This is a genomic window from Paraburkholderia sp. JHI869 (assembly GCF_038900775.1).
Lineage (GTDB): Bacteria > Pseudomonadota > Gammaproteobacteria > Burkholderiales > Burkholderiaceae > Paraburkholderia.
In genome coordinates this window covers 451997-471086 of the sequence record NZ_JAYMSC010000002.1, presented here as the reverse complement: position 1 = coordinate 471086, position 19090 = coordinate 451997, and the positions used below count along the sequence as shown (strand labels likewise).

Annotated in this window: 18 protein-coding genes; 10 read left to right on the top strand and 8 right to left on the bottom strand. The window is 64.9% G+C overall.

All coding sequences use genetic code 11. The features are described 5' to 3' along the window. Positions 1 to 3: 3 nt before the first annotated feature. A complete protein-coding gene (locus VSR72_RS05410) occupies positions 4 to 1185 on the top strand; it encodes a PHB depolymerase family esterase (protein ID WP_342951376.1) in 1182 nt (393 codons plus the stop codon). A gap of 101 nt (positions 1186 to 1286) precedes the next feature. Next, positions 1287 to 1466: a DUF3563 family protein gene (locus VSR72_RS05405; protein ID WP_042269847.1), complete on the top strand. Its 180-nt coding sequence runs from the start codon at positions 1287 to 1289 to the stop codon at positions 1464 to 1466. A 98-nt stretch (positions 1467 to 1564) separates the two neighbouring features. Here the strand turns inward: VSR72_RS05405 and VSR72_RS05400 are convergent, their stop codons facing one another. The 3 genes from VSR72_RS05400 to VSR72_RS05390 form a co-directional block, all read right to left on the bottom strand. After that, complete coding sequence (locus VSR72_RS05400) at positions 1565 to 2368, bottom strand: BPSS1780 family membrane protein (RefSeq protein ID WP_342951375.1); 804 nt, start codon at positions 2366 to 2368, stop codon at positions 1565 to 1567. Beyond that, positions 2359 to 3366 (bottom strand): homoserine kinase, encoded by a 1008-nt coding sequence (locus tag VSR72_RS05395; protein ID WP_342951374.1) that lies wholly within the window; start codon positions 3364 to 3366, stop codon positions 2359 to 2361. The genes VSR72_RS05400 and VSR72_RS05395 overlap by 10 nt, the downstream gene beginning before the upstream one ends. Positions 3367 to 3539: 173 nt before the next feature. Continuing rightward, on the bottom strand, positions 3540 to 3947 hold the full coding sequence (locus VSR72_RS05390; protein ID WP_342951373.1) for a hypothetical protein: 408 nt from the start codon (positions 3945 to 3947) through the stop codon (positions 3540 to 3542). Positions 3948 to 4162: 215 nt separating this feature from the next. Between VSR72_RS05390 and VSR72_RS05385 the strand changes: the two genes are divergently transcribed. Beyond that, positions 4163 to 5689 carry an AMP nucleosidase gene (locus VSR72_RS05385; protein WP_342951372.1) on the top strand — a complete coding sequence of 509 codons (1527 nt, stop codon included), beginning with the start codon at positions 4163 to 4165 and terminating at the stop codon, positions 5687 to 5689. Positions 5690 to 5772: 83 nt separating this feature from the next. After that, positions 5773 to 6987 (top strand): MFS transporter, encoded by a 1215-nt coding sequence (locus VSR72_RS05380; protein WP_342951371.1) that lies wholly within the window; start codon positions 5773 to 5775, stop codon positions 6985 to 6987. Positions 6988 to 7006: 19 nt separating this feature from the next. On the opposite strand, the gene VSR72_RS05375 is transcribed toward VSR72_RS05380, so the two are convergent. Then, positions 7007 to 7534 (bottom strand): chromate transporter, encoded by a 528-nt coding sequence (locus VSR72_RS05375; protein WP_201696166.1) that lies wholly within the window; start codon positions 7532 to 7534, stop codon positions 7007 to 7009. After that, positions 7531 to 8148 (bottom strand): chromate transporter, encoded by a 618-nt coding sequence (locus tag VSR72_RS05370; RefSeq protein ID WP_342951370.1) that lies wholly within the window; start codon positions 8146 to 8148, stop codon positions 7531 to 7533. Before VSR72_RS05370 ends, VSR72_RS05375 begins: the two co-directional genes overlap by 4 nt. Positions 8149 to 8248: 100 nt before the next feature. Between VSR72_RS05370 and VSR72_RS05365 the strand changes: the two genes are divergently transcribed. Next, the gene (locus tag VSR72_RS05365; protein WP_342951369.1) at positions 8249 to 9175 is read left to right on the top strand and encodes a transcriptional regulator GcvA; all 927 of its coding nucleotides are present in this window, start codon (positions 8249 to 8251) and stop codon (positions 9173 to 9175) included. 88 nt (positions 9176 to 9263) lie between these two features. On the opposite strand, the gene VSR72_RS05360 is transcribed toward VSR72_RS05365, so the two are convergent. Beyond that, complete coding sequence (locus tag VSR72_RS05360; RefSeq protein WP_342951368.1) at positions 9264 to 10037, bottom strand: TIGR00730 family Rossman fold protein; 774 nt, start codon at positions 10035 to 10037, stop codon at positions 9264 to 9266. Between the two features lies 1 nt (position 10038). Between VSR72_RS05360 and polA the strand changes: the two genes are divergently transcribed. From polA to VSR72_RS05345, 3 genes are all read left to right on the top strand, one after another. Next, on the top strand, positions 10039 to 12840 hold the full coding sequence (gene polA, locus VSR72_RS05355) for a DNA polymerase I (RefSeq protein WP_342951578.1): 2802 nt from the start codon (positions 10039 to 10041) through the stop codon (positions 12838 to 12840). Positions 12841 to 13090: 250 nt separating this feature from the next. Beyond that, a complete protein-coding gene (locus VSR72_RS05350) occupies positions 13091 to 14467 on the top strand; it encodes an NAD(P)/FAD-dependent oxidoreductase (RefSeq protein ID WP_342951367.1) in 1377 nt (458 codons plus the stop codon). 71 nt (positions 14468 to 14538) lie between these two features. Continuing rightward, positions 14539 to 15411: a dienelactone hydrolase family protein gene (locus VSR72_RS05345; protein WP_342951366.1), complete on the top strand. Its 873-nt coding sequence runs from the start codon at positions 14539 to 14541 to the stop codon at positions 15409 to 15411. 27 nt (positions 15412 to 15438) lie between these two features. On the opposite strand, the gene VSR72_RS05340 is transcribed toward VSR72_RS05345, so the two are convergent. Together VSR72_RS05340 and VSR72_RS05335 are read right to left on the bottom strand one after the other, a co-directional pair. Continuing rightward, positions 15439 to 16308, bottom strand: a complete 870-nt coding sequence (locus VSR72_RS05340) for a sulfurtransferase (protein ID WP_342951365.1) — start codon at positions 16306 to 16308, stop codon at positions 15439 to 15441. Positions 16309 to 16445: 137 nt separating this feature from the next. After that, on the bottom strand, positions 16446 to 17552 hold the full coding sequence (locus tag VSR72_RS05335; RefSeq protein WP_342951364.1) for an aromatic ring-hydroxylating dioxygenase subunit alpha: 1107 nt from the start codon (positions 17550 to 17552) through the stop codon (positions 16446 to 16448). Between the two features lie 306 nt (positions 17553 to 17858). Here VSR72_RS05335 and VSR72_RS05330 point away from each other — a divergent pair, with 306 nt between their 5' ends. Together VSR72_RS05330 and VSR72_RS05325 are read left to right on the top strand one after the other, a co-directional pair. Next, positions 17859 to 18173, top strand: coding sequence for an exodeoxyribonuclease VII small subunit (locus VSR72_RS05330; RefSeq protein ID WP_321909706.1), 315 nt, complete (start codon positions 17859 to 17861; stop codon positions 18171 to 18173). Beyond that, positions 18170 to 19051 carry a farnesyl diphosphate synthase gene (locus VSR72_RS05325; RefSeq protein WP_342951363.1) on the top strand — a complete coding sequence of 294 codons (882 nt, stop codon included), beginning with the start codon at positions 18170 to 18172 and terminating at the stop codon, positions 19049 to 19051. Before VSR72_RS05330 ends, VSR72_RS05325 begins: the two co-directional genes overlap by 4 nt. The last annotated feature ends 39 nt before the right edge of the window (positions 19052 to 19090 follow it).

The following is a 19090-nucleotide window of genomic DNA, read 5'->3' as shown; positions in this document are numbered from 1 at the left end:
TAGATGACGAAAAATCTGACGAAGCTATGGGCCGGTGGCATGCGACGTCTGCTCGCCATCCAGACCCGGGCAACCCGCGACGCCCTCAAGGGCGCGGGGATCGATACGCCCAAGCCGCAGGCAATCTGGCGCGCCGCTCAGGCTGCAGCCGAGCAGGCGGCAAAGCACGTTACGCCGGCGCAGGCGCGCAGCGGCGCGCCGGTGCGCGAGTCGCGCGTGGGTCCGCGTGCGGCCGCGTGGGCCGCGGGCGAATGGCGCCGCGCGGAGCACCTCGTACCGGCGAACGCCCAGCACGTCGGGCGCTCGCTTTCTTATGGCCTCTATCTGCCGCCAGGGCGCAAGACGGCCGCCATGCCGCTCGTCGTGATGCTGCACGGCTGCAAGCAGTCGATGGACTCCTTCGCCGAAGGCACGCGCATGAATCTGCTCGCCGACCGCCACGGCTTCGCGGTGGTGTATCCCGAGCAGTCGGAGCGCGCGCACCCGCACCAATGCTGGCACTGGTACGACTCGCGCGACGCGGCGGGCGGCGGCGAGGCGGCAGCCATCGTCTCGCTGGTCGATACGCTCGCCGAGGAGCATGGCTTCGACCGCTCCCGCGTCTATCTGGCGGGATTGTCGGCGGGGGCGGGCCTGGCGATGCTGCTCGCGGTGCGCTCGCCCAGCCGTTTCGCAGCCGTCGCGCTGCATTCCGGCCCCGCTTTCGGCGAGGCGCGTTCCGGCGTGACGGCGCTCGACGTGATGCGGCGCGGCGTGCACCACGATCCCGTGGCACTCGTCGATAGCCAACTGGGCCCGCGTATCCATCCGGGCATGCCGGCGATCGTCGTGCAGGGCGACGCCGATGCAGTGGTCGCGCCTGTCAACGCGGAACAGCTTGCGGTGCAACTGCTCCGCTTGAACGGTCTTGCCGACGCGCGCGGCGTGCGCCAGGGCGTCGTGTCACACGAGGCTTTCAAGGACGGCTATCGCGAGCAGGATTACGAACTCGACGGCGCGAGCGTTGTGCGGCTGTGCCGCGTGGCGGATCTCGACCATGCCTGGAGCGGCGGTGACGACACCGTGCCGTTCCATTCCTCGACGGGACCGGACGCGAGCACGCTGATCTGGGACTTTTTCGAGTCTCATCGCCGCGAGGCCTTCGACGAGGCCTATGACGACGAATTGACGCAGGACGCAGGGTAATAGCGTTCACGAGCAACTTAGGGGTTTACCCTGAACAGGGTTTACCCTATAATGGCTTCATTCGATTCGCGGGCACGTGCCCGTCAAAGAAGGGCCAAATCATGTACCTGCTCAGCCGTCTTTTCCTGTTCCTCTCCGAAACCGCCGAAGCTCGCCGCCAGCAGCGCGAGGAAGCGTATCTCGCGCAGTCCGTCGACATCTACGATCTCGAGTTCCGTATGCGCAAGATGGATCGCGAGAAGGCCACGCGCCACCCGTCGTGGATGAACCACTACGGCTAAGCAGGAATGCTGTGCCTCTCCATAACGAGGGGCAAAATGAAAACGGCGCCACAAGGCGCCGTTTTTGCGTTCTGGGCGAGCGTGAATCGCCGCGCCGGTCAGCGGCCCGAGTCCGGCATTTCGGCGGGCTGCTTTTCCTGCACGCCGTAGCAGCCGCGGTACGTCGCGTAGAACGAGCAATAGAGCATCGTCGTCACGATGATGAGCGCGGGCATCAGGATCGCCACCGTGAAGTCGCCCGCGCCGAGCGCGCGCAAAAGCGCCGACAAGCCGATCGATACGACCGTCGAGACCGCGAACCACAGCGCGCCGTACACCATGAACGCGCCCTTGTTGCGCCAGCAGCTAACGATGCTGAAGAACATGGCCTTCACGGGCGGCACGTCGTGCCACGCCGTGAGCACAGGCGCGAACCAGAACAGCATCGACACCGGCACGTAGCAGAGCAGCGAGGCGAGCACCGCGAGCGGTACGTCGCTGTTGGCGAGCGCTTCCGCGTCGAGATCGCCGCCGATCGTCATCAGCCGCAATAGCGCGCCGCCGTCCACGAACGCAGACGAAGCCAGCACCAGCAACATCGCCACCACGTAAATTGCGCCGAGCACCAGCAATTGCTTCGCGACATTGCTGCCGTAAGAGCGGAAGCCGTCGATCAGAATGGTCGGGAATACCGGTTTGCCGGCGATCGTGTCGCGGCACGCTGCCATGAAGCCGACCGCTACGCCGGGCACGAACACGAGCGGCAGCACGCCGCCGATCACGGGAATGGCGGAAATCAGCGTCATCGCCAGCAAATAGGCGAAAAACAGCGTGAGAAACGCGAGCGGATTGCGGCGGAACAGCCAGATACCCTGGCGGAACCAGACGTAGCCCGTCTTCGCGGGGACTTCAATTAGTTGCATGGGCGATGGGGCAAGGCGTGATGGGAGCCCGCCTCGCTACTGGCGAGGCGCTCGCGCAGGATGCGCTCGAAGTGGCCGGGATCGTGCGGCTTGAGCATTTCGGCCGAGCGGGGCAGGTGGAAATCATACAGGCGCGAGACCCAGAAGCGGTACGCGCCTGCGCGCAGCATGTCCATCCAGTGGCGCGTTTCCTCGGGCGTGAATGGGCGCACGGTCTGGTAGGCGCGCAAGAGCGCGTCGGCGCGCGCCGTGTCGAGCTTGCCCGTGGCGAGGTCCACGCACCAGTCGTTCACCGTGACGGCCACGTCGAAGAGCCACTTGTCGCAGCCGGCGAAATAAAAGTCGAAAAAGCCGCCGAGGCGCACTTCGTGGCCCGGCGCGGGGTGCGAGTGCGCGAACATCGCGTTGTCGCGGAACAGGTCGCAATGGCACGGGCCGCCCGGCAGCGCCGCGTAGTCGGCCGAGCCGAAGAACGCGCGCTGGTGGTCGAGTTCGCTCGTGAGGAGCGAGCGCTGGGCGTCGGCGAGGAAGGGCAGCACGGTCGGCACCGTTTCTTCCCACCACGAAAGGCTGCGCAGATTCGGCTGGGCGCCGCGGTAGTCGCGGCCCGCCAGGTGCATGCGCGCGAGCATCTGGCCCACTTCCGCGCAGTGCTCCACGCCGGGCGCGAGTTCGGGCTTGCCTTCGAGCTTCGAGACGATGGCCGCGGGCTTGCCGTGCAGCAGGCCGAAGAGGGCGCCATCCCTGCGCGGCATGGGGTCGGGTACCGGCACGCGATGGGACGCGAGGTGCCGCATCAGGTCGAGGTAGAACGGCAGTTGTTCGGCCGTCAGCTTTTCGAAGATCGTCAGGACGTATTCGCCGCGCGTCGTCGTCAGGAAGAAGTTGCTGTTCTCAATGCCGGACTGGATGCCGCGAAATTCGACGACATCGCCGAGATCGTAGTCGCGCAGCCATTGGGCAAGCTCTTGGTCGGTGACAGCGGTGAAGACGGCCATGCAAGAAGGTCGGTTGATGTGTGAAAGCGGGTCGGCGAACGCTGCGGCGTACTGCCCGATGGGCTTGCGAGCGTGTCCGGCTCAGGCGCGATGGCTGCGGCCCGGCTTATGGGGCGGCGCACATGGCGTTGGCGCGGGCGTGCCCCATAAAGGCGTGCCCGCGCTCAGAGGGCTCAGTAATGCAGGTTGATCGACGGCAGGCGCGTGCTGGCCTGGCCGTTGCTACGCACTTGCGGCGAAGTGTCGGGGTTCGCGCTCATCGTGTAGCGCGTGCCGAAGTTCGAGTGCACGTTGATTTCGACGGGCTTGCCCTTGTCGCGGTATTCGGTGATTTCAGTGCCGTTCCGGCTCACTTCGTGGTAGCTGGGCACGCGCGGCACGTCGTTGATGTTGACCTTCGAGGTGACGCGAGCGGCCGGCTTGTTGTTGATCGCAGCCAGATCGGGCAGGCCCGCGCGTTCGTTCTCGGACTGCGCGGATTGTGCCTCGACGGCGGTCTTTGCGTCGTCGGCCGGCGCGGCCGTGGCGACCCCGCTGAAAGCGAGCGTCACCGCAACGGCGGCAAGAAGGTGCGACTTCATGGTCATTCTCCGATGGGATGCTGCAATTCTAGCAAATCCGGGCGCTTCTCCCCATGTCGCGCAAGCGCTGCGGCCCGCGCCCGGCGGGCGGTGCGCGGCGCCTGCAGCCAGCGCGCGGCGGGTGCCGCAAAAGCCTTGGGCGCGGCGAGGTCCGTCGCCAGAAAGTCGCACCTTCCGTGGTAATGTGGACCCATCAAACGGAGAGGCGAACGAAGATGAACAACGACAGCTACCTGCGGCCCCTCATGACGCCGGCGCACGATTTCCCGGACGAGTTTTTCGATGACGCCGCCGACGCCGTGGCGCGCCTTTCGAGCATCTACGAAGCGAATACGTCTTTCCTGCGCGACGCGTTTGCGCGCTATCGCCGCGGCGAGGCCTTCGAGCGCCGTGTGCGCGCGTGCTACCCGTTCGTGCGCATCCGCACCAACGTCAACACGCATATCGACTCGCGCCGTTCGTATGGCTTCGTGGCCGGCCCCGGCGTGTTCGAGACCACCGTCACGCGGCCCGACCTTTTCGGCAACTACTATCGCGAGCAGTTGCGCCTGCTGGCGAAGAACCATCACGTGGGCATCGAAGTGGGCGTATCGGATCAGCCCATTCCCGTGCACTTCGCGTTCGCCGAAGGCATTCACCTCGAAGGCGATCTCGACCGCGAGCGCCTCTTCGCCATGCGCGACGTGTTCGATACGCCCGATCTCGCGCAACTCGACGACCGCATCGTCAACGGCACCTACGAGCCGGAGCCGGGCGAGCCGCATCCGCTTGCGCTCTTCACCGCGCCGCGCGTGGACTTTTCGCTGCATCGGCTCAAGCACTACACGGCCACGTCGCCCACGCACGTGCAGAACTATGTGCTGTACACGAACTATCAGTTCTATATCGACGAGTTCGTGAAGCTTGGCCGCGCGATGATGGCGCATACCGACGACGCCGACCTGCGCAACTATCGCAGCGAATACACCTCGTTCGTCGAGCCCGGCGACGTGGTCACCTACAACGCGAACCTGGGCGAGCAGGACGACGAAGGCACGGTGCCGGCGCGCCTGCCGCAAATGCCGGCCTACCACCTCAAGCGCGCGGACGGCAGCGGCATCACGATGATCAACATCGGCGTGGGGCCGTCGAATGCGAAGACGATCACCGATCACATTGCGGTGCTGCGTCCGCATGCGTGGATCATGCTTGGCCACTGCGCGGGCTTGCGCAATACGCAGCGTCTGGGCGACTACGTGCTTGCGCACGGTTATGTGCGCGAGGATCACGTGCTCGACGCCGACTTGCCGCTGTGGGTGCCGATTCCTGCGCTCGCTGAAGTGCAGCTCGCGCTCGAGCGCGCGGTCGCGGATGTCACGAAGCTCGACGGCGTGGAGCTCAAGCGCGTGATGCGCACGGGGACGGTGGCGAGCGTCGACAACCGCAACTGGGAACTGCGCGATCATCGCGAGCCTGTGCTGCGTCTTTCGCAAAGCCGCGCGATCGCGCTCGACATGGAAAGCGCCACCATCGCCGCGAACGGGTTCCGCTTTCGCGTGCCGTACGGCACCTTGCTGTGCGTTTCGGACAAGCCGCTGCACGGCGAACTGAAGCTGCCCGGTATGGCCGATTCGTTCTATCGCGCGCAGGTCGATCAGCATTTGCAGATCGGCGTGAAGGCGATGGAGATTCTGCGCACCAATGGCTTGCATAAGCTGCATAGCCGGAAACTGCGCAGCTTTGCGGAGGTGGCGTTTCAGTAAGCGTGCGTTGAGCGGCGGCGGCCGGCCACAGGCGCGCCGCCGGTTTGTCTTGTCGTCCTCGCTTACCTACCAGGATCGCCGGCGTGCGCGGGCACCTCAGACTCCTCTACCTCTCACTGCTGCTCACGCGGCTCGCAGATCAGATCCTGCTGTTCACCGTGCCGCTCGTCGTATTCAAGCTGTCGGGGAGCGCGGCATGGTCGGGCTTCGCGTTCTTCTGCGAAGCATTGCCGCGCTACGCGGCTTTTCCGGTTTGCGGTGCGCTGTGCGACCGTGTTTCGACGCTCAAGCTGATTCGCTGGAGTCAGCATTGGCGCTCGATCGTCTGCGTGGGCGGCGTGGCTGGTTTCGCCATGCATGGCAGCCTCGCGTGGCTCATCGTCATTTCGGCGGGCGCGGGCGTGCTCACGACGCAAGGTTTCATGGCCCGCGAAGCCATGCTGCCGCGCATCTTTCATGGCGACGCCTACCGTAAAAGTCTCTCCTACACGCAGATCGCGGATCAGTTGGGAACCGTCCTTGGACCACTCGCCGCTGCAGCTTTGCTAGGCGTCTCGGGCTGGGAATACGTAGTGTTGGCCGCAGCCGCGATTTTCTTCGTGTCCGATATCGCGTTCTCGCTTTGGGCTGCGGGGCAGCAGGTGCCGGTGATCGATCGCGGGGAGTCTCCGCGAAACTGGCTCGCGCCGTATCGCGTTGCGCTCATGCACATCGTCGCGATACCCGGCCTGCTGGAAATGATCCTGCTCGCCGCGGGCGTGAATCTCGTGGTCGGCGTGACGCTCGCGACATCGGCGGCCATGTTCACGGGTGTGTATGGCCAGACGGCTTCAGCCTATGCGTGGCTGCAGGTTGGCGGCTCGATCGCAACGGTCCTCGTACTGATGTTCGTCGCTCATGTGAAGCTGCCCGCGCGCGTGTCGGGCGCGGCCTCTTATCTGCTGATCGTGCTGGGTGGTCTGCTGACGGGCTGGGTCTCGATGCCCTTCGTCTATGTCGCCGGTTTTCTCGCGGTCATTGGCTTTGACAAGAGTTTCAGCGTATTCATGCGCGGCGTGCGGCAACGGCTGATTCCCGCTGAAGACTTCGGCAAGACCGTGGGTCTGATCGCACTGCTCAACAATTTGACCCAACCGCTCGCGGGGCTGCTGGTTGGGTTCTGTGCGACGCGTCTGGGTGCGGGGCCTGTCATTCTCGCGCTGACGTTGTGCATGGCCTTGATCGGAGTCGTGCTGGTCGCGCTGGCGGCATCTGGCGGCAGGCGTGCGGCGTGGATGGCGAATATCGAGGAAGCCTGAAGTCACACGAGCCATCACCTCACTGCCCAAACCCCATCAACCCAATCAAACTCCCCGCGCCAAGCAGCCACAGCGGATGAATCTTCGTGCGAAACGCGAGCACGGCGCACACGCCGGTAATCGCCCAGGCAATCCACGAAGGATCGGAGGCCTTCGCGATCAGCACTGCGCTTGCGGCCACAAGGCCCGCCGTCACCGGCACGAGCCCCTTCTGCGCGATGCGCCGCCACGGGCGGTCCTTGAAGCGATCCCACGCATGGAGCGCGGCGATCGTGACGAGCGACGACGGCCCGAACTTCGCAATCGACGTGACCAGCATGCCCGCCCAACCGGCTACGTGCCAGCCCACCAGCGTCACGACCATCATGTTCGGGCCCGGCGCGGCCTGAGCGAGCGCGAAGAGCGCGCTGAATTCGCTCGCGGGCATCCAGTGGTGCACCTCCACGACCTGACGCTGCATCTCGGGCAGGATCGTGTTGCCGCCGCCGAATGCGAGCAGCGAAAGCTGGCTGAATATCGCGGCGAGCGCAACGAGTGTGGCGGTCATCGCGAACCTCCTTCCTTGCGCGCCGCGCGGGCCGCGAGCGCGATACCGACTGGCGTGAGCACGAGCATGGTGGGCAAAAGCGGCGTGCGCAGCACGGCAATGGCCACGAAGCCGAGCGCGGCGACGACGGCCGCGGCGGGATCGCGCCGCAGCGGCAGCACGATCTTCAGCGCCATCGAGACGAGCAGCCCGGCGGCCGCCGCCGCGAGCCCCACGAACAGATGCCGCACGTGCGGGTCGTTTTGCGTGCGCTCATAGAGCACGCCAAGCGCGATCACGACGAGCGACGGACCCGCGATCAGGCCGAGGATGCCCGCGAGCGCGCCGCGCCAGCCCTGAAAACGCATGCCGAGCGCGACCGAGAGATTGATGACGTTGCCGCCCGGCAGAAACTGGCAGAGGCCGAGCAGGTCGGTGAACTCGCTGGCGGTGAGCCAGCGGCGCTGCTCGACGATGGTGCGGCGCGCCAACGGCAGTGCGCCGCCGAACGACGTGAAGCCGAGCCCGAGAAAGCCGTAGAACAGATCGCGCACCGTAGGCGTGTGCAGGCCTTCGTCCGTGCCGTGTGCGGTAGACGCAGCGGCAGCGGCGGGCGATGAGATGGGTTGTTTCATGAATGGAAGGGACCTCTGAGGCAAGCTCCGAGGTTAAGCCCAATCGCGCGCGCGGCAAAACGATTTCTATGGCGCGTTCTTGTGATCTACACTCACAAGCATGGCACGCTCCCTTCCCCCCTTTCCCGCGCTGCGGGCGTTTGAAGCCGCCGCGCGGCACAACAGCTTCTCCGCCGCGGCGGGCGAGCTCAATGTGACTCATGGTGCCATCAGCCGGCAGGTTGCCGCGCTCGAGACGTGGGTCGGCGTGCAGGTGTTTCACCGTCATGGCAAGCGGGTCGCGCTGACCGAGGACGGCCGGCGCTACCTGGCCGCCGTGCAGGCGGCATTCGATGACATCGCGCGCGCAACCAACCAGCTGCGCGACACGGGCGTGGTGCACGTGCTGCGCGTGAACGCATTGCCGACCTTCGCGATGAAATGGCTGCTGCCGCGGCTCTCGCAGTTCCAGCGTCTTGCGCCGAACGTCGAGTTGCGCTTGTCGACCTCGAACGCGCCGGTCGAAACGCTCGAAGGTTTCGATGTGGCCGTGCGGCGCGGTCCGGCGCATTGGCCCGATTGCGAGGCCGGTCATTTTCTCGACGAGATGGAACTGCCGGTGTGCAGCCCGGCGCTGCTCAAACGCGCGCCGATTCAACAGGCGAGCGATCTTGCGCGTCATGTGCTGCTGCATTCGGACACGCGGCCCGATGCGTGGCGCACCTGGCTGGCGGCCGCAGGCGTGAAAGCCAAATGCCGCAAGAAGCAGTCGTTCGACCACTTCTATCTGGCCTTGCAGGCTGCCGTGGATGGTCTTGGCGTCGCGCTCGGCCCGCTGCCGCTGCTCGACGACGAACTCGCATCGGGGCGTCTCGTCACGCCGCTAGCGGGACCGCATCTCGACGCGCGCGGTTACTGGTGGGTGGCGCGCCGCGAGGTGGCGCAAGCGCCGCTCGTAGCGCAGTTTTGCCGCTGGCTGGAGGAGCAGGCGAGCGCACGGGCGCCGCACGGTGTAACCGGCGTGCCCGCAAGCGCGGAGAAGGCATGAGGCAGTGATGCGCTTGAGCGCGAGCGGTGCGGAGGCCTACAAAAAAATTATCCGTAGGCCACCCACACGCTGCGCCAACAGCGATGCATCAGAGATAGAACATCCGGTCTTCGTCGGAGTCGCGATCGCGGTCGCGGCGCGCCGGGTGCTCCTTGCCGGTATCTTCAGCGGTGTCCGCATCTTCGTAGAACTTGAGAACGGCTTCGAGCACCTGGTCCGGGTCGTCGATTACCTGCATCAAATCCATGTCTTCGGGATTGATGAGGCCCATGGGCACGAGCGCCGAGCGGAACCAGTCGAGCAGGCCTTTCCAGAATGCGGCGCCTACCAGAATGATGGGCACGTGACGCGACTTTTTCGTCTGGATGAGCGTGAGCACTTCGGCCAGTTCGTCGAGCGTGCCGAAGCCGCCGGGCATGACGATCACCGCGTCCGAGTTCTTCACGAACGTCACTTTGCGCGTGAAGAAATGGCGGAAGCGCAGTGAGATGTCCTGCCACTGGTTGCCCGACTGCTCGTGCGGCAACTCGATGTTCAGGCCCACGGAAGGCGACTTGCCCGCATGCGCGCCCTGGTTCGCGGCTTCCATGATGCCGGGGCCGCCGCCGGAGATCACGGCGAAGCCCGCGTCCGACACTTTGCGCGCGATGGTGCTGGCGAGCTGGTAGTACTCCGACTCCGGTTTCAGGCGGGCGGAACCGTAGATGCTGACCGCTGGCCGGATCTCGGACAGGTACTCGGTCGCCTCGATAAACTCTGCCATAATCGTGAACATCTGCCACGATGCGCGCGCCTTCTTGGCCGTTGCGCGCTCTTGATCTGCGAGTGAACGCAGACTCGGAATCACTTTTCTCTTGTCCATAATGCCTGAAGAACTACGCGTGGAAACGAAGCTACAAAATGAGCTGGAAGGTAAGACCCTGTTGCTGGTCGACGGTTCTAGCTATCTCTATCGTGCCTTCCATGCGATGCCGGATCTGCGCGGTCCCGACGGCGAACCCACGGGCGCGCTATACGGCATCATCAACATGCTGCGTCGCATGCGCAAGGACGTTACGGCAGAGTATAGCGCGTGCGTGTTCGATGCAAAGGGCAAGACGTTCCGCGACGACTGGTACCCCGAGTACAAGGCCAACCGGCCTTCCATGCCCGAGCCGCTCGCAGCACAAATCGAGCCCATTCACACGGCCGTGCGTGCGCTCGGCTGGCCGCTCCTGATGATCGAAGGCGTGGAAGCCGACGACGTGATCGGCACGCTCGCTCACCAGGCGGAAAAGCTCGGCATGAAGGTGGTGGTTTCCACGGGCGACAAGGACCTCGCGCAGCTCGTTACGGACCACGTCACGCTCATCAACACGATGACGAACGAAACGCTCGATCGCGAAGGCGTGATCGCGAAGTTCGGCGTGCCGCCCGAGCGCATCATCGATTATCTCTCGCTCATTGGCGACACCGTCGACAACGTACCGGGCGTGAACAAGTGCGGCCCGAAAACGGCGGTGAAGTGGCTCACGCAATACGATTCGCTCGACGGCGTGATCGCGAATGCGGATGAAATCAAGGGCGCCGTGGGCGGTTATCTGCGCGACGCGCTCGACTTCCTGCCGATGGCGCGAAAGCTCGTGACGGTGGAAACGGCATGCGATCTCGCGCCGCATATCGAATCGATCGAAGCGTCGCTCGTCACGCGAGCCGAAGCGCGCGAAGAACTGCGCGATATCTTTGCGCGCCACGGCTTCAAGACCTGGCTGCGCGAAGTGACCGAAGCGAGCCAGCAGAGCGAGACGGTGCCCGCCGCGACCAAAGGCAACGCGCCCGAGAAAGACGCGATCGTGCAGCCCGCACTTTTCGTCGACGCCCCGCGCCATTACGACACGATCCAGACGTGGCCGCAGTTCGATGCGTGGCTCAAGAAGATCGACGCCGCCGAACTCACCGCGTTCGACACCGAGACCACGGCGCTCGACCCGATGGTCGCGAAACTCGTTGGCATGTCGTTCTCGACGGAGCCGGGCGTGGCCGCTTATTTGCCGCTCGCGCATCGCGGTCCGGACGCGCCTGACCAATTGCCGCTCGACGAAGTGCTCGCGCGCCTGAAGCCCTGGCTCGAAAGCGGCAAGCACAAAAAAGTCGGTCAGCACATGAAGTACGACGAGCAGGTGCTCGCGAACTACGGCATCGAGCTGAACGGCGTGGAGCATGACACGCTGCTCGAATCGTATGTGCTCGAATCGCATCGCAGCCACGACATGGACAGCCTCGCGCTGCGCCATCTCGGCATCAAGACGATCAAGTACGAAGAGGTCGCGGGCAAAGGCGCGCAGCAGATCGGCTTCGACCAGGTCTCGCTCGAGAAGGCCGCGGAATACGCTGCCGAAGACGCCGATGTCACGCTCCAGCTGCATCGCGCGCTCTATCCGCAGATCGCGCCGGAGAAGGGCCTCGACTACGTGTATCGCAACATCGAGTTGCCCACGGCGCGCGTGCTGCGCAAGATGGAACGCAACGGTGTGCTGATCGACACTGAAAGGCTCGACAAGCAGAGCGCCGAAATTGCCGTGCGGCTGATCGCGCTCGAAGAGGAAGCTTACGCGCTCGCAGGTGGCGAATTCAATCTGGGCTCGCCCAAGCAGATCGGCCAGATCTTCTTCGAGAAGCTGCAGCTGCCGGTCGTGAAGAAAACGCCGAGCGGCGCGCCGTCCACCGACGAAGAAGTGCTGCAAAAGCTCGCCGAAGACTACCCGCTGCCCAAGATCCTGCTCGAGCATCGCGGTCTCGCCAAGCTCAAGTCCACGTACACCGATAAGCTGCCGCGCATGGTCAATGCGCAAACGGGCCGCGTGCACACGAACTACGCCCAGGCAGTAGCGGTCACGGGCCGTCTTGCGTCGAACGACCCGAATCTGCAGAACATCCCCGTGCGCACGGGCGAAGGCCGGCGCATTCGCGAAGCGTTCATCGCGCCGCCGGGCCACAAGCTCGTTTCCGCCGACTATTCGCAGATCGAGCTGCGCATCATGGCGCATATCTCCGGCGACGAGTCGCTGCTCGCGGCGTTCGCGCGCGGCGACGACATTCACCGCGCCACGGCGGCCGAGGTGTTCAGCGTCACGCCGCTCGAAGTGAGCGCGGACCAGCGACGGATCGCGAAGGTCATCAATTTCGGCCTGATTTACGGCATGAGCGCGTTCGGGCTCGCATCGAATCTCGGCATTACGCGCGACGCGGCGAAGCTTTATATCGACCGCTATTTCGCGCGCTATCCGGGTGTTGCGCGCTACATGGACGAGACGCGCATGGACGCGAAATCGCGCGGCTATGTGGAGACCGTGTTCGGCCGCCGCCTGTGGCTGCCCGAGATCAACGGCGGCAACGGTCCGCGCCGCCAGGCCGCCGAGCGCGCCGCCATCAATGCGCCGATGCAGGGCACGGCCGCCGACCTCATCAAGCTTTCCATGGTCGCGGTGCAGAAGTGGCTCGACGAACGCAAGATCGGCACGAAGATGATCATGCAGGTGCACGATGAACTCGTGCTCGAAGTGCCCAGCGACGAACTTGCCGAGGTGCGCAAGCGCTTGCCCGAGTTGATGTGCTCGGTGGCGCAGCTCAAGGTGCCGCTCGTCGCCGAAGTGGGCGTGGGCGAGAACTGGGAAGAGGCACACTGAACGCGCTTGAAGTGCTTAGTGAAGCTCTACTAAGCACATACTGAATGAATGCGCTGTACCGCAACAAAGACTTAACTGCGCGCGCGCGATAAGGCAAGCCTCGCGTGCGTGATGTCGCGAATGCGCGCCGCAAGGGTTGCCGCCGCGCGCTCCGTCAGCCGACAATGACCTGATTGAAGGCCGATGCCTCGCACTTGATGTTGTCGATGCATCGGCCTTTCTATCGCCTTTCGACATGCACGGAGAGTCTATGCATCGCTTTATCGTTGTAGGAGGAGGCGCAGGCGGGCTGGAACTGGCAACACGGCTCGGCGATCGTTACGGCGAAGCGCGCGCGAAGCGGGGCAAGCCGCAAGCGGCATCGATCACACTGGTCGACCGCAATCCAACGCATATCTGGAAACCGCTCCTGCACGAAGTCGCGGCGGGCAGCATGGATCCGTTCACCCATCAGCTCGAGTATCCGGCGCAGGCGCGCTGGCACGGCTTCGAGTTCCAGCAGGGCGAGCTGACCGGGCTCGACCGCGCGGCAAAGCGCATCACGCTCGGGCGCGTGCTCGACGAAGACGGCGCGGAAATGCTGCCCGAGCGCGTACTTGAATACGACACGCTCGTGCTCGCCATCGGCAGTACGACGCACTTTTTCGGCGTGCCGGGCGCGGCCGAGAATTCCATCGCGCTCGATACCGTCGAGCAGGCCGAGCGCTTTCGCAAGCGCCTGATCGCCGCGTGCATACGCGCCGAACATCAGGCACCCGAAAGAGTCGCAGCGGAAGTGACGGCAGACGACCTCGCGCCGGCCATGAATGCCGGCGCCGAGCCGCGCGTGCAGGTGGCGATCATCGGTGCAGGCGCGACGGGCGTCGAGCTGTCCGCCGAACTGCGCAACACCGCGCAGGTGCTGTCGGCCTACGGACTGCATAAGCTCGATCCGCGGCATGACGTGGGCATCGTGCTGATCGAGGCGGGCCCGCGCATTTTGCCCGCGTTGCCCGAGCGCGTTTCTTCGGCAACGGGCGAACTGCTGCAGAAGCTCGGCGTGAAGCTGCTGACGAGCGAACGCGTGACCGAGGTTGCGCCTGGCGTCGTGCGCACCGCGAGCGGCAAGAACCTGCGCGCGGACCTCACGGTCTGGGCCGCGGGCATCACCGCGCCGGCCGTGCTCTCGCGGCTCGACGGCCTCACCGTCAACAAGCTCGGCCAATTGATCGTGCGCCGCACGCTGCAAACGGAACTCGACGACAACATCTTCGCGCTGGGCGACTGCGCGGCCTGCGAATGGCCGGGCCACGAGCGCGGTGTGCCGCCGCGCGCGCAGGCCGCACACCAGCAGGCCACTTTCCTGTTCAAGTCGCTTGGGAATCTGCTCGCTGGCAAGCCGCTGGAGGAGTTCACCTATCGCGACTTCGGCTCGCTGGTCTCGCTCGGCCACTTCAGCGCGGTCGGCAATCTGATGGGCGGGCTGATCGGCGGGAATATGTTGATCGAAGGCTTGTTTGCCCGTTTCATGTACATGTCGCTGTACCGGCTGCACATCGCCGCGCTGCACGGCTACGCGCGCATGGTGCTCGATACCTTCGCGCACTGGCTGCGCCGTACGACGCTGCCGCGCGTGAAGTTGCACTGAGCCGCGCTTGCGTTCAGGGGACGCGGCGCTGCCCGGATTGTTTCTGCTGTTTGACCTCCAAGGAGCGCTGCATGCTGAAACCCGAAGTCGATAGCCTCGTCCCGCACGTGCCATTCAACCGGCGCACTTTCATCAAGGCGGCGCTCGGCAGCGGATTCGCCGCTGCCGTGCTGCCCGTCTCCGCGCAAACCATCCATACCGACAGCGAAGGGCTCGAAGCCAGCGAGATCGGCTTCGAGTCGGGCGGCACGCTGATCCCGGCGTATCGCGCGCAGCCTCGCGGCAAGACGCATTTGCCGGTCATCATCGTCATTCACGAGATCTTTGGCGTGCACGAGCATATCGCCGATGTGTGCCGCCGCTTTGCAAAGCTCGGCTATCTGGCCATTGCGCCGGACTTCTTCGTGCGCCAGGGCGACGCCTCCGTGTACCCGACGATTCAGCAGATCAACGAAAACATCGCGAGCAAAGTGCCCGACGCCCAGGTGACAGGCGACATCGACGCCGCCATTGCCTGGGCGGGCGAGCATGGCGGCGACACGAAGCGCGTGGGCATCAACGGCTTTTGCTGGGGCGGGCGCTATGCGTGGCTGTATGCGGAGCACAACCCGCACATCAAGGCCGCGGTGGTGTGGTATGGGCGCGTGGCTGGTCCGCACACGGCGAACGCGCCGAGCAATCCGCTCGATCTCGCAAGCAGCTTGCAGGTGCCGGTGCTCGCCATGTACGGCTTGCAGGACCAGAGCATTCCGCAGGACACGCTCGAGCAGATGAAGGCTGCCATCGCGCAAGGTCCGCAGGGTGGGCGCAGCTCGCAAATCGTCGTGTACGACGATGCAGGCCACGCATTCTTCGCGGACTACCGCCCGAGCTATCGCAAGGCCGACGCGGAAGACGGCTGGAAGCGCGCGATTGCCTGGTTCAAGGAGCACGGCGAGGTGTGACGCCGCGCTCAGTTTCGGGCTGCCAGCTTAGGGGGTGGGACCCGTGGCGACTGGCCGCGACGGGTCGGCGCTCCATTCGCTCCACGATCCGGGGTAGAGCGCCGCGCCGTGCAGGCCGGCGATTTCCATCGCGAGTGCGTTGTGGCAGGCGGTCACGCCCGAGCCGCATTGCAGGACCACGTGTTCGGGCGTGACGCCCGGCAGCACGGCCGTGAAATCCTCGCGCAGCGCATGCGCCGACTTGAAGCGGCCATCCGGCGTGAGGTTGTCCTGATAGAACCGATTGCGCGCGCCAGGAATATGGCCGCCCACCGGGTCGATCGTTTCGTTCTCGCCGCGATAGCGGTCGGCGGCACGCGCGTCGACGACCGTGAGTTCGTGCGTGGCGAGATTGCGGACGATGGCCTGCGCGTCCACCGTCACCTGAAGCGGCGCGCCGGCCTTGAAGGTGCCGCGTGCGGGCGCGGGCACGTCGCGCACGAGCGGGAAGCCCGCCGCTTCCCACGCCTTGAGGCCGCCGTCGAGCACCGCCACCGAGTCGTGGCCGAGCCAGCGCAGGAGCCACCATAGGCGTGCGGCATAGGCGCCGCCTTGTGCGTCGTAGGCGACGACTTGCTGGCCTTCGTTGAGCCCGCGCAGCGAGAGCGTGGCGACGAGCGCCGAGCGGTCGGGCAGCGGGTGGCGGCCGTTCTTGCCGGTCTTCGGGCCCGAGAGGTCGCGGTCCAGATGCAGGTATTGGGCGCCGGGCAGATGGCCGAGCGCATAAGCGTTCTCACCTGCGGCGGGATCGGCGAGATCGAAGCGGCAGTCGAAAACCAGCACGCTGCCCGGCGCGGCGGTCAGGCGTTCGTGCAGATTGGCGGCCGAGATCAGCGTGGTGTAGTGCGTGTGGGGCATGACGGCTCCTTGAATCGTGCGAGGCCGGCTATGCATAGGTGCGGCGGCCCGATGCCGTCAGTCTAAACAAAAAGACGGGCCTAAGCCCGTCTTTCCGTGATGCGTTCGAGTGCCCCGAGGCTTGCGCCTGCCGGGCGTCAGATCGGTCCCAGTTCGCGGCGCAGGAACTCGTGGAAGTGCTGCATGCCGTCTTCCATCGGGCTCTGATACGGGCCGACTTCCGAGACGCCGCGCTCGAAGAGCGCGCGGCGGCCGGCGTCCATGCGCTCGGCGATCTCGTCGTCTTCGACGGCCGTTTCCATATAGGCGGCGCGTTCGGCCTCGACGAACTCACGCTCGAACAGCGTGATTTCCTCGGGGTAATAGAACTCGACGATGTTCGTCGTCTTCTGCGTGCCCTGCGGGATGAGCCACGAGACCACGAGCACGTGCGGATACCACTCGATCATGAGATTCGGGTAGTACACCATCCAGATCGCGCCGAACTCGGGCGGCACGCCGTTGCGGAAGCGCAGGACCTCGTCGTGCCACTTGCGGTACGTCGGGCTGCCCGGCTTGCCGAGGTGATTGTGCACGCCGACCGTCTGCACGCTATACCACTCGCCGAACTCCCACTGGAGGTCGTCGCACGACACGAAGTTGCCGAGGCCCGGGTGGAACGGCACGACGTGATAGTCTTCCAGATAGACCTCGATGAAGGTCTTCCAGTTGTAGTTGCACTCGTGCACCTCGACGTGATCGAACATGTAGTCCGTAAAGTCGAGGTGTTTGGCCGGCCCAAGGCGTGCGAGATCGCGCGCGACGTCGCGGCCCGCGGATTCGAACAGCAGCCCGTTCCACTTTTGCAGCGGCGAGCTGTTCAGGTTCAGACACGGCTTGTCCGCAAAGTGCGGTGCGCCGAGCAATTCGCCCTTGAGGTCATAGGTCCAGCGATGCAGCGGACATACAATGTTGTCTGCCGTGCCGCGACCGTTTAGCATGATGGCCTGGCGATGCCGGCACACGTTCGAGAGCAGTTCGATTTCGTCGCTCTTGTTGCGAACGAGCACGCGGCCTTCTTTCTCGCCGGGCAGCGCAAAATAGTTTCCCGCCTCGGGCACCATGAGTTCGTGCCCGACGTAGCGAGGACCCTTCTGGAAAAGCGTGTCGATTTCGCGCTTGAGTAGCGCTTCGTCAAAATAAGCGGTGACTGGCAGCTGGCTGTGGATAGACTTCAGCTGCAATGCATTGCTCAGATTGGACATTCCCACTCCCGATTAGACGTGAAAGCAGTGAACAACCCAACCATCGAAGATTCGATTTAGGGAGCCGGCGATTATACCCGGTTACCCCGTCATGGGGTAGCTAAGTGACTGATTTTTGCCAAAATTACACCGGAAAGACGGCAGGAAATCAGGAAATATGAGACAAATGCACGGGGAATCGGACCTTCTGGAACCGATTTGTACTGGCCCCGAGCGTGTGGTCGAGAGGGTACACAAGCCGGGGAGCGGGTCGAAAAGGACCTTTTGCCGTAGAATGTCCGCCTTGTTTCATTCTGGCGACGACTCATGGCGAAATCCGCAACGAAAGACCGCGCTGGCGCGGGCGAAAGCGCAGCCGGGCTGGCCGAGGGCGAAACCCTGCCCGAGAGCTACGAGGCGGCGCTTGCGGAGCTCGACGGGCTCGTAGCACGCATGGAAGGCGGCAGCCTGAGCCTGGAAGAATCGCTTGCGGCATACCGCCGTGGCGCGGCGCTCGTGCGCTTTTGCCAGCAGCAGCTCGAAAAGGTTGAACAACAGGTGCGCGTGCTCGACGGCGAGACGTTGCGGCCCGTGCCCCTCAATACGACAGACTCCGCAGCGGGCGGAGACGACGATCTATGACATTTGACCAATGGACCCGGCAGGTACTCGACCGGGTCGAAAGCGCGCTCGATCACTATTTGCCGGCTGCGGACGTGCTGCCGGCGCCGCTGCATGACGCCATGCGTTATGCCGTGATGGGCGGCGGCAAGCGGGTGCGTCCGCTCCTGTGCCACGCAGCGGGCGAACTCACCGGCGCCACGCCCGAAGCGCTCGACGCGGCGGCCTGCGCGCTCGAAATGATCCACGTCTACTCGCTCGTGCACGACGACATGCCGTGCATGGACGACGACGACATGCGTCGCGGCAAACCCACGGTACACGTCAAATATGACGAACCGACGGCGCTGCTGGTGGGCGATGCGCTCCAGTCGCAAGCCTTCGTCACGCTGACGTCGGATGTGCTCAGTGCTCAGCGCCAGGCGTCGCTCGTGCGCGAACTCGCGCTGGCTAGCGGCTCGATCGGCATGGCCGGCGGCCAGGCCATCGACCTCGCGAGCGTGGGCCATTCGCTCACCCGCGAGCAACTCGAAACGATGCACCGCCTGAAGACCGGCGCGCTGTTGCGCGCCGCGGTTCGCATGGGCGCGCTGGCGGGCGAGACGCCTTCGGCGGAAAGCCTCGCCGCACTCGACAAGTACGCAGCAGCCGTGGGCCTCGCATTCCAGGTGGTGGACGACATTCTCGACGTCACCGCCGACTCGGCAACGCTCGGCAAGACCGCGGGCAAAGACGCGAAGGACGGCAAGCCGACCTACGTGTCGATTATCGGTCTTGATGCCTCGCGTGCACTCGCGCAGCAGTTGCGCGCCGATGCGCACGCGGCGCTCGAACCGTTCGGCGCGCGCGCTCAGCGCCTCGCCGAACTCGCTGACCTGGTGGTGAACCGGGTGAGCTGACCGCGCAACCCGCCCACGCGCATGAAAGGGAAGTAATGC

Bases quoted from the DNA above. Each gene is read 5' to 3' on its own strand.
- VSR72_RS05410 (WP_342951376.1), top strand. From the start codon at position 4: ATGACGAAAAATCTGACGAAGCTATGGGCCGGTGGCATGCGACGTCTG.
- VSR72_RS05405 (WP_042269847.1), top strand. From the start codon at position 1,287: ATGTACCTGCTCAGCCGTCTTTTCCTGTTCCTCTCCGAAACCGCCGAA.
- VSR72_RS05400 (WP_342951375.1), bottom strand. From the start codon at position 2,368: ATGCAACTAATTGAAGTCCCCGCGAAGACGGGCTACGTCTGGTTCCGC.
- VSR72_RS05395 (WP_342951374.1), bottom strand. From the start codon at position 3,366: ATGGCCGTCTTCACCGCTGTCACCGACCAAGAGCTTGCCCAATGGCTG.
- VSR72_RS05390 (WP_342951373.1), bottom strand. From the start codon at position 3,947: ATGAAGTCGCACCTTCTTGCCGCCGTTGCGGTGACGCTCGCTTTCAGC.
- VSR72_RS05385 (WP_342951372.1), top strand. From the start codon at position 4,163: ATGAACAACGACAGCTACCTGCGGCCCCTCATGACGCCGGCGCACGAT.
- VSR72_RS05375 (WP_201696166.1), bottom strand. From the start codon at position 7,534: ATGACCGCCACACTCGTTGCGCTCGCCGCGATATTCAGCCAGCTTTCG.
- VSR72_RS05370 (WP_342951370.1), bottom strand. From the start codon at position 8,148: ATGAAACAACCCATCTCATCGCCCGCCGCTGCCGCTGCGTCTACCGCA.
- VSR72_RS05365 (WP_342951369.1), top strand. From the start codon at position 8,249: ATGGCACGCTCCCTTCCCCCCTTTCCCGCGCTGCGGGCGTTTGAAGCC.
- VSR72_RS05360 (WP_342951368.1), bottom strand. From the start codon at position 10,037: ATGGACAAGAGAAAAGTGATTCCGAGTCTGCGTTCACTCGCAGATCAA.
- polA (WP_342951578.1), top strand. From the start codon at position 10,039: ATGCCTGAAGAACTACGCGTGGAAACGAAGCTACAAAATGAGCTGGAA.
- VSR72_RS05350 (WP_342951367.1), top strand. From the start codon at position 13,091: ATGCATCGCTTTATCGTTGTAGGAGGAGGCGCAGGCGGGCTGGAACTG.
- VSR72_RS05345 (WP_342951366.1), top strand. From the start codon at position 14,539: ATGCTGAAACCCGAAGTCGATAGCCTCGTCCCGCACGTGCCATTCAAC.
- VSR72_RS05340 (WP_342951365.1), bottom strand. From the start codon at position 16,308: ATGCCCCACACGCACTACACCACGCTGATCTCGGCCGCCAATCTGCAC.
- VSR72_RS05335 (WP_342951364.1), bottom strand. From the start codon at position 17,552: ATGTCCAATCTGAGCAATGCATTGCAGCTGAAGTCTATCCACAGCCAG.
- VSR72_RS05330 (WP_321909706.1), top strand. From the start codon at position 17,859: ATGGCGAAATCCGCAACGAAAGACCGCGCTGGCGCGGGCGAAAGCGCA.
- VSR72_RS05325 (WP_342951363.1), top strand. From the start codon at position 18,170: ATGACATTTGACCAATGGACCCGGCAGGTACTCGACCGGGTCGAAAGC.